Source organism: Calidithermus chliarophilus DSM 9957, from assembly GCF_000430045.1.
Classification (GTDB): Bacteria; Deinococcota; Deinococci; order Deinococcales; family Thermaceae; genus Calidithermus; species Calidithermus chliarophilus.
The window spans coordinates 766,569-775,551 of sequence record NZ_KE387027.1 but is presented as its reverse complement, the minus strand read 5'-3'; the positions used below and the strand labels follow the sequence as shown (position 1 = coordinate 775,551).

General features: G+C 66.8%; 5 protein-coding genes. 4 read left to right on the top strand and 1 reads right to left on the bottom strand.

Annotated elements, in window-relative coordinates; translation table 11 throughout:
* Positions 1–223 precede the first annotated feature (223 nt).
* Positions 224–649, top strand: coding sequence for an OsmC family protein (locus MEICH_RS0120710; protein ID WP_027894194.1), 426 nt, complete (start codon positions 224–226; stop codon positions 647–649).
* An 82-nt stretch (positions 650–731) separates the two neighbouring features.
* Positions 732–1,523: a hypothetical protein gene (locus MEICH_RS27475; protein ID WP_157202942.1), complete on the top strand. Its 792-nt coding sequence runs from the start codon at positions 732–734 to the stop codon at positions 1,521–1,523.
* Positions 1,524–1,830: 307 nt separating this feature from the next.
* Here the strand turns inward: MEICH_RS27475 and MEICH_RS0120700 are convergent, their stop codons facing one another.
* Complete coding sequence (locus MEICH_RS0120700; RefSeq protein ID WP_027894192.1) at positions 1,831–2,271, bottom strand: regulatory protein RecX; 441 nt, start codon at positions 2,269–2,271, stop codon at positions 1,831–1,833.
* A 583-nt stretch (positions 2,272–2,854) separates the two neighbouring features.
* Here MEICH_RS0120700 and MEICH_RS0120695 point away from each other — a divergent pair.
* Both MEICH_RS0120695 and MEICH_RS0120690 read left to right on the top strand, forming a co-directional pair.
* Positions 2,855–5,710 carry a DUF11 domain-containing protein gene (locus tag MEICH_RS0120695; protein WP_157202941.1) on the top strand — a complete coding sequence of 952 codons (2,856 nt, stop codon included), beginning with the start codon at positions 2,855–2,857 and terminating at the stop codon, positions 5,708–5,710.
* A gap of 57 nt (positions 5,711–5,767) precedes the next feature.
* Positions 5,768–8,884, top strand: a complete 3,117-nt coding sequence (locus MEICH_RS0120690) for a phage head spike fiber domain-containing protein (RefSeq protein ID WP_157202940.1) — start codon at positions 5,768–5,770, stop codon at positions 8,882–8,884.
* The last annotated feature ends 99 nt before the right edge of the window (positions 8,885–8,983 follow it).

Genomic DNA, 8,983 nt, shown 5'->3' with positions numbered 1-8,983 from the left:
GCGGGGAGGGTTTATCCCCCCTAACCCCCCTTGCTAAGGGGGGAACAAGGCGTCTGGCGTCCTGCGTTTTGCGTCTTGCGTTTTGCGTTTTGCGTTTGGCGTTTTGCGTACGACGTACGACCCGCCCCCGGCGCCCGGCGTTCGGCTATCGGCTATCGGCGTTCAACGTTCGACGGTCGATGAGATGACTTTTGCCCCACGAGGGGCAACGTAAATTGAGCCCATGGCGACGAAGCGTGTCGTACTCCATCAACTCACCGGCCATCGTTTCCTGGGCATCAACGAGCAAGGCGACAAGGTCATGATCGACGGCGACCAGCCGGCCAGCGGCATGCGACCCATGGAGTTGCTCCTGGCGGCGGCGGCCGGGTGCACGGCCTACGACGTGGTGGACATCATGGCCAAGAAGCGCCAGCCACTGGCGCGCTACCGGGTCGAGGCGGTGGGCGAGCGGGCCGAGGAGCACCCCAAGCGCTACACCCGCATCGTGATCACCCACTACGGGGCGGGGCCCAACGTCACGCAGGAGGCTCTGCAGCGAGCCGCCCAGCTCTCGCACGAGAAGTACTGCTCGGTCACCGCGAGCCTCAACGTGCCGGTGGAGGTGCGGGTGGTGGTCGAGCCGTACGAGGTCGAGCAGCCCGCCTGAGGAAACCCGCCGCGCCGGGCCCCTCCGGCCCGGCGTTTCCTTTTGGCGATGGGTGTGGTACAAGTCTTGCGGGAGGTATCCCGTGAAACGTGGCGTTATGGTGGTGGCTATGATGCTGGGCCTGGCCCTGGCCCAACCCCAGCCTCAGATCGTGCGGTGGGGGGAGTACACCGTGCGTGTCGAGGTTCGCTCTCCGACCGAGAGCCTGTTGCGCGTCATCCGGGCCGACCGCACCCAGGTGGAGATCCGGGGCGTGCGCTTCGAGAGCCGGCTGGTCGAGCTCACCGGGCAAGAGCCCAAGGAGCTATGGATCAACGAGAACAGCGGGGGTACGGGCTGCTGCACCACCGCCTACTTCTTCACCCAGGAGCGCGGGTTCCGCAACATGCTGATCTACCACGGCAAGAGCACGGGCATCCTCGAGCTGCGCGACGTCAACGAGGACAAGATCCCCGAGCTGATCGTGGGCACTGATGTGTTCGCCGACTTCGGCGGCTTGCCGCGGGCCGTGTACCCCCGCCTGACCTACCTGCTCGGCTGGGACGGCGTGCGCTACGTGGACGTGACCGCGAAGTACCCCGCCCTGGGCTTCAGCACCCTCTCCTTCTACCGGCAAGGCCTCGAGAGCGCCCTCAAGACCGGGGACGCCGTAGGCGCCAAGAGCGCAGCACTGGGCTACTACGCCCGCGGCCTCATCAACGGCCAGGCCGCCGAAGCCCGCGACTGGATCAGCAAGAACACCCCAGCCGAGGTGCGCCGCTGGCTCTTCGACCTCGAGGGCGAAATCCTGCGAGCCCTCTACGCCGACCTAGCCTGCCGGCTCACGGTGAGCTACAGCAAGACGCTGCCGCCCAAACCCGTGTGCGTGAATTGAGGCCGGGGACTGGGGCCCGTGGCGTGTGGTAGCCCCACCCCAACCCTCCCGGCCGGCGGGGAGGGTTTATCCCCCCTGCCCCCCTTGCTAAGGGGGGAATAAGGCGTTTTGCGTCTTGCGTTTTGCGTCTGGCGTTTAGCGTTTGGCCATCAGCTATCAGCTATCATACCGGATTCAAAAAGATAATCATCCGATCCAAAGAGCCCCGGAGGCTATCTTTTTGAATCCTAGAGCACTCCCTTCGGTCGGGTTGGTCCGTCACCGAACGGTGACGGACCAACCGAATCTGGTATCAACCCTCAACAACCTACCCACCCCCCGCCTCGTAACGCGCCCAAGCCTCGAGCGCGGCCGCGAAGGAGAAACCCCGGTTGGCGAGGAAGCGGATGGCCTTGGGTTTGTCGCCCTTGTGGCGGCTCTGGTAGCGCTCGAGCAGGGCCAGGGCCTCAGCCACCGGGTCGCCTTCGGGCTCGAGGGCCCGGAGCACCTCGTCGATGATGCGGTCGGGCACGCCCTTGGCCTTGAGCGAGCGGCGGATCTTGGCCGCGCCCCACCTGCCCTGATACAGCCGGGCATAGCCCTCGGCGTACTTGCGGTCGTCGAGGTAGCCCATACGCCTGACTTCAGCCAGCACCGCCTCCACCTCGGCCGCGCTGCCCCGCCTGAGCAGCTTTCGCTGGAGCGCAGCTTCGCTGTACGCCCTCACCGCGAGGACGCGCAGCGCGTACTGAAGCAACTCGGCGTTCATGACCTTAATGTAAAGGGGGCTTAATCATGAGCGGTTCACATTATTCTACGCTCACAATTGAGCGTTAGGCACCGATATCTACCCTTTCAAAAAGGTCATCCGCATATCAACGTTACGCGAGGATAACGCGTCTCGTTACCTAGAACGAGATTGACAACGAGGTAACGCAGACCTATCATGAAAACGTAAATATCTGAGAACAGTGTGTGAGATTTAGAAAGGAGGTGATCCTCCGGGAGATTCTCGCTGAACTGAGCCAGGCCACGTTGATTTGCTCCGCATTGCGCTACCGTCTACCCTAAAAATCTGGCTGTTCAGAACAGGATGCGCCAAAACGTTACTGGCGCGAACCTTGGCGTCTTGGCGCATCTGCGTCGGGTCTCCCGACATGAGCAATTATATTCAACCGGCGACGACAAGTCAGGCGGTTTTGCACACAAATTGCGAGGTCAGTATGCACCCTAGATGGGTATTGGTGCTGATCGCTGGTCTTCTATTGGTGTTGGCCAGCTGCACGAGCAACGTCAAACAAACCGGTTCCCTCGAGATCAAAGTACAGGGCATTAGCGAAGCCAGCGTCGAAGTGAAGTCCGCTGCGGGCAAGGTGGTCTTCAGCGGTAAGGTGACAGGCAGCAAGCTCCTTGCCGACCTCGAGCCCGGCACGTACAACGTCGACGGCGGGCAGGTCAAGGGGTACCAGGACCCGGCGGTCAAGAGCGTCGACCTCTCTAGTGGCAAGAAGGTCGAGGTCATCCTGGTCTACCAGCAGGCCCCTCCGCCCTCCGCCACGGTAGCCAGGCTGGAGATCACGGCGGTCAGGGACGCGCTCGACATGGACCTGCCCTTTAACCGGGAGCGCAACGCCAACAAAGAGGTGAACCTCTACGCCTCGCAGACCGAAGAGGCGGTCTGCGTCACGGTGAGGGCCACCGACGCGACCGGTGCGGCCGTGGTCAACGCCCCCATCGTCGTCAACGTGGCCGAGCTGTTCGGCGACCACGTGGCGATCATCCGCGGCTGCGCCAAGGGTCAGATCGGCGCGTCGGGCTTCCGGGACGGCATCTACACCGGCGCCGACGGCACCGCGGTGTTCACCCTCTACGCCACCCACGGCGGCAGCCTGAACAGCGGTCAGGACCTGCTGCTGCTGCTCGGCCAGCCCGCCAAGGTGGTCGTGGCCGCCGAGAACACCGACAACACCGCCATCCTCGAGGAGTTCAAGGTCTTCTTCTACAACATCTCCCACCTGTACTTCAACCGGCAGGCCACCAAGCAGCGCGTCGGCTCGCGCTTCGCCGAGGAGAACATCCTCAAGCCCGAAGACGACCGCATCGACCGCAACATCCCGCGGGAGAACGCCTTCCCCATCGCGGCGGGCCTGTACACCAAGCAGCCCCAGACCGCGATCAGGCTGCCCGACCCCCTCCTGAACTTCGAGTTCGAAGTCCTCGAGGGCGCCGACAAGGTGCACTTCGCGGCCTGCAACAACCTCGTCACCCCCAAGCTCTGCCGCGACCCCGACGGCGACGCCTACCTCCAGCCCCACGCCAACCTCGGGCTCAAGGACATGCCCATCAGCGCGACGGTCAAGGTGACGCTGTACGTGCACTACCAGTACGGCGATACCCTGTACCGCTGGCCGCTGAAGGACTTCACCGTCACCAAGACCTGGATCGGCACCTACCTCACCATCACCAAGAACGTGGATCACCACGTGCTGACCTGGGCCGGGCCTGAGCACCACCTCAACGTCTTCCCCGACGGCAGACCCAAGAACCGGCTCGATTACACCCTCGACGCGGCCAACGACCCGGCCGTAGCGCCCGGTAGCGTCTTCACCGCCACCTACACCATCACCGTCACCAACTCGGGCACCTCCCCGGCCTACAACGTGACCATGGCCGACGCGCTGCCCGCCGAGCTGGGCGTGATCACCAGCACCGCCAACCCTGGAGGGGCCACCTACGACTCCACCAACCACGTCGTCACCTGGAACTGGCAGAACACCCCAGACCCCAGGTTCGACGTGCTGGCTCCGGGTGAGTCCATCACCGCCACCATCCAGGTGTACGTGCGGCAGAAGCCGGGCTTCTGCTGGGACGACACCCCGGCGCTGGGCAACGACCTGCAAAGGGCCCAGACCTACCAGATCAAGCCTCTGGTGAACGTGGGCCGCTCGCAGTGCGGCAACACCGTAGACCAGGGCTACGGCGACCCCACCGGCACCCGCTACGACGACCCCTACCGGATGATCGACGGTTACTTCCAGCAGGACGTGACCTCCACCTGGTACACCGGGGCCCCGCTGGGCAAGGGCGGCTTCCAGGTGAAGGTGGACTTCAACGGCGCGGTCAACGAGAAGGACGTGGTGATCTGGGCCGTGCGGCCGCGCTTCGTGGTCACCAAGACCCTGGTTGACCCCTCGATCAACGGCAAGGACGTCGGGCGCACTGCCTACTACGACATCAGCGTCCGCAACGACCCGCGCGACGTGGGCACCCAGCGCTACGCCTTCCTGAGGGCCGCTTACCCCGCCGAGTTCGACGGCAGTGGGCGCGACAACCCCTACGGTCGCAACGTGCTCCTCACCGACGTGATGGATGTCGGGCTCGACTTCATCAGCTCCGGTCCGCTGACGATCAAGGACGACGACGGCGTGAACGCCGACACCGACTACGCCTCCAACTGGGTACCCGACAAGGGCATCACCTGGAACCACATCCTGCTGATGGGCGGCGGCGACTCGGGCAAGACCCAGATCGCGCTCAGGACCGACCTGCCGGGGATCTGGTACAACTGCGCCTTCCTCGACGCCGATAACCTCAACCAGCCGGTCATGGAAATCTACCCGCGCGGTGTTGACTGGGCGCAGTACGAGTTCCGTCCATGGGGCGCCAGCCCGCTGCACGCCGACCTCCTGCCCAACCTGCGCTACGGCATCCGCGACTGCGTCGCCCTCCTGGTGATCGAGCCCACGCAGCCGTGGGTCCACCTCGACAGCGACAGCGAGTTCGTGAACGACAACCCCGCCAACAACCCGGCCGACCGTGAATTCGCCGTGGTCAACGGGGAAACCTTCTTCTACCACTGGACCGTGACCAACACCGGCAGCAGCCAGGCCAACGGCGTGACCTTCAAGGTCGACCTGACCGGAACCGCGGCCTTCTCGAGCAGCATCTTCGATCACAAGGTGTACGTCTCGACCAACGGCGGCGCGACCTGGGCGGCGGTGGCAGTGGCCAGCACGGCCAGCGGGAACAGCGTTACCTTCGGGCCCATGGACCTGCCTGCGGGCTACAAGCTGCGCTTCACTTCCGAGACCACGGCCACGGGCGTTGGCGACGCCGACGCGGTCGGGACGGTCACCTACACCAACCCCGAGGACCAGGCCCCGCTCCTGCCGATGCAGACTAGTGAGGACACGGCCATTCAGCCCTAGACCCTAAGCCCTCTTGCCCCCCGGCCCCTGGCCGGGGGGCTCACCCCCGGGGGAGCCATGCCAAGAATGCACTTATATATCTTCGTCCTGCTCTTCTTCGCGGGGTGTGCCAATCCTCCCGCCCCTGGCCTCGCCGACCTCCAGCTCGACGGCGCCAGGGGCGAAGTCGTGGTGCAGGTGCAGGGCGTCCAGAGCGTGAGCGAGGTGCGCTTCGCCTTCAACGGCAACCCCGCCGAGGTGCTGAGCCTGAGCGGGAGCTCGACGCGGCTGGTGCTTCCCCTCGGCGGGAAGGCCTGCTACGGGGGCAACCAGCTCGAGCTCGAGGTCAAGTCGCGCTCGGGCAACAGCGACGTGACGCTACGGCGCAGCTACACCTTCGACTTCAAGCCCGCCGACCCGGCCGTGAAGCTGCCCGCCAAGGTGCAGGCCACGCTGGGCAAGCCCGCGGTGCGGCCGGTGCCCATCGAGAGCGCTTTTAGCTACGGCTGCAAGGCCCAGTGGCGGCTCGAGCCGGCGGCGGGCTCGAGCCCCGTCTCTTCCGCCGTGCCCGGGACCGCCGACCTCGCCTTCCCGGCCAAGAACGCCCTGGGCGATTACCCCTACCTGGTGGTCGTGACGCTGGGCGACTGGCGCTGGGAGGGCGTGGTGACGCTGCAGGTGGGGGCGGCCCCGCCGCCCGCCACGCTCAACATCGCGCTCGAGGGCATCCAGAGCGCCCCGGTCACGGTCGTTCGCAAGGCCGACGCGTTCAAGGTCTTCGAGGGGACGGTGCAGGGCAGCAAGGCGCTGGGGGGGCTCGAGGCCGGCACCTACACGGTGATCGGCGGGAAGGTGGAGGGCTTCACCGAGCCGCTGCCGTGGGAGGGCAGCCTCAACCCCGGGGATAACGTGACGGTCCCGCTGAAGTACACCGCCGGGACCGGGCCGGTGGAGCCGGGCATCACCATCCTGGCCCCCGGCGACACCATCACCGAGCCGCGCTTCGAGGTGAGGGTGAAGCTCGACAACCCCGGCCTCTACAGCGTGATGCACGCCATCTTCGAGGACAAGGGCATCCTCACCTCGTGGTCGGTGAATCCCAACCAGAGCACCTACTCGGCCCAGGTCACCCTCAACCCCGACCTCTACAACGGCCCCCACATCCTGCGCATCCGGCTGGTCAAGGGCGGGAAGCTGGTGGACGGGCCGGCCAAGCAGGTGGTGATGAACGCCCCGTGGAACGGCGCGGGCGAGCTGGAGTTCCTGGGCTTCCCCGCCAGCGTGACCCTCGAGCCCGGCCAGAGCACGACGCTCAGCGGCACCCTGCGCTCGGTCAACGGCTACCAGGGCCCCACCTTCCTGCGCGTCAGCGCCCCCTCGGGGATCAGCGTCAGCCTGAACCCGACCCAGGTCGACATGGTCGCTGCCGGGGAGGTGCCCCTGCAACTCGCCGTGAGCGTGCCCTCGAGCTCCACGGGGCTGTTCGTTGTGCACCTCGAGGCCAAGGACCAGTGGGACCTCCAGCACTTCTACACGAGCCTCAACGTGAACGTGCCCGGCAAGCCCTCGGTGAGCCTGTCGCTGCCCGCCGACCCCGTCACCAGCCGCCCGGTCCCGGTGCAGGCCCAGGTCACGGGCGGGGGCCAGATCGCCAAGGTGGAGTTCTTCGTAGACGACAGCCTCAAGGCCACCGACACCGCCTCCCCCTACGAGTGGAACTGGGACCCCGGCCTCACCAGCAACGGCAAGACCTTCACCCTCAAGGCGGTCGCCACCACGGCCGCGGGGCTCAGCGGCGAGGCCCAGGCCACCCGGCGGGTCGAGCTGCCGCTGGGCGTGCGCGGCACGGTGGACCTGGGCATCACCCCCGGCGCGGGCCCGGTGACGTGGAACGGCAACGTCTACGTCGGGGGTAGCGACGGGGGCGGGAACGGCCGGGTGGTGCGCGTCAAGCCCCAGGACCTCAGCAAGGTCAGCCTTTCCTTCAGCTCGGAGCCCGTCAGGGCGCTGCTGCTCGAGGGCGGCCGGCTCTACGTCGCCACCAACGCCAGCTTCTACTGGACCGACGCCAGCTTGGGCTCGGCCCGGCACCTGTGGACGCCGGAGGGCGGGGAGTTCTGCTGCTTAGAGGGCGGGGGCGGGGTCTACGCCGCCTACGGCTCAGTGGTGCGGTCCTTCGCCGAGGACTGGGCGCTCGACGTGGGCGAGCCCGTCCGCGCCCTGGCCTCCGCCGGCGGGGGTGCTTTGTACGTCGCCACCGACACCCGTATCCTGCGCCGCGCCGCCGACGGCCTGCTCGAGGCCGAGCCCCACGGCTGGCAGGTGGGGCGCCTCGAGGTCGCCTTCAACCGCCTGTGGCTCCTGACCCCCGGCCGCCTGCTGCGCCACCCGCTGACCCTCAACCCCCTGCGCGACCCCGACGCCTTCGAGGGCACGGGCTGGGAACAGGAGGGGACCGACGTGCGGGCCAACGTCGCCAACGCCCCGGACAACCGCAAGACCGCCGACCAGGTGCTCGTCAACGGCGCCAGCCACTTCCTGCGCCAGCGCGTGCCCGTCCAGCCCGAGACCGCCTACACCTTCAGCTTCTACGCCCGCAACAACGGCGGGAGCGCCGCCGCCTACAGCGTCCACGACCCCATCCACGACGCCGAGATCGTCCCCGTGACCTCCTACATCGACACCCTCAAGGCGGAGGACGGCGCCTGGAAGCGGATCATCGTGAATTTCACGACGCCCGCCGAGGTCACCGAGGTGGTCCTCTACCCGCTGAAGGACTCGGGCGAGGGGGTCAACCTACTGCTGTGGGGCGCGCGGCTCGACCGGGGCGCGACCCCGGCCGCCTACGAGGCGGTGGCAGGCCATAACCTGTGCGCGGAGCCCACCGGAATGGCCCTGCTGAACGACCTCTGGGTCAGCGACGCGGGCGGCTGCCTCACCCGGGCCAACTCCCAGGGGGCCATGAGCCAGCCCTTCAAAGGCTCCAAGCCCCTGGCCTTCGCCCCGGCCGCCAGCGGGGGCCGGCTCTACCTGGCCTACAACGACGGTACGCTCCTGGCCGTCACCTCTGCCGGCTCGGTCGTCAAGCAGGAAACCCCGGTGGCCGAGGCCCCCGTGCTCGGCATCGCGGCGCTGGAGCGGCTGTGGGTCCCCTACGCCAGCGGCAAGATCCGCGTGGTGGACCCGGTTCCCTGAACGCCCGCCCGCTCGAGCGGCCGCCGGGACGTTGAGTCTGGGACGGAGTTTTATCGCCCAGATGACCGGGAGCGCAGAGCCTGAGCACGATAAGCTACC

Coding starts and splice junctions, on each gene's coding strand:
- MEICH_RS0120710 (WP_027894194.1), top strand. CDS start 224: ATGGCGACGAAGCGTGTCGTACTCCATCAACTCACCGGCCATCGTTTC.
- MEICH_RS0120700 (WP_027894192.1), bottom strand. CDS start 2,271: ATGAACGCCGAGTTGCTTCAGTACGCGCTGCGCGTCCTCGCGGTGAGG.
- MEICH_RS0120690 (WP_157202940.1), top strand. CDS start 5,768: ATGCCAAGAATGCACTTATATATCTTCGTCCTGCTCTTCTTCGCGGGG.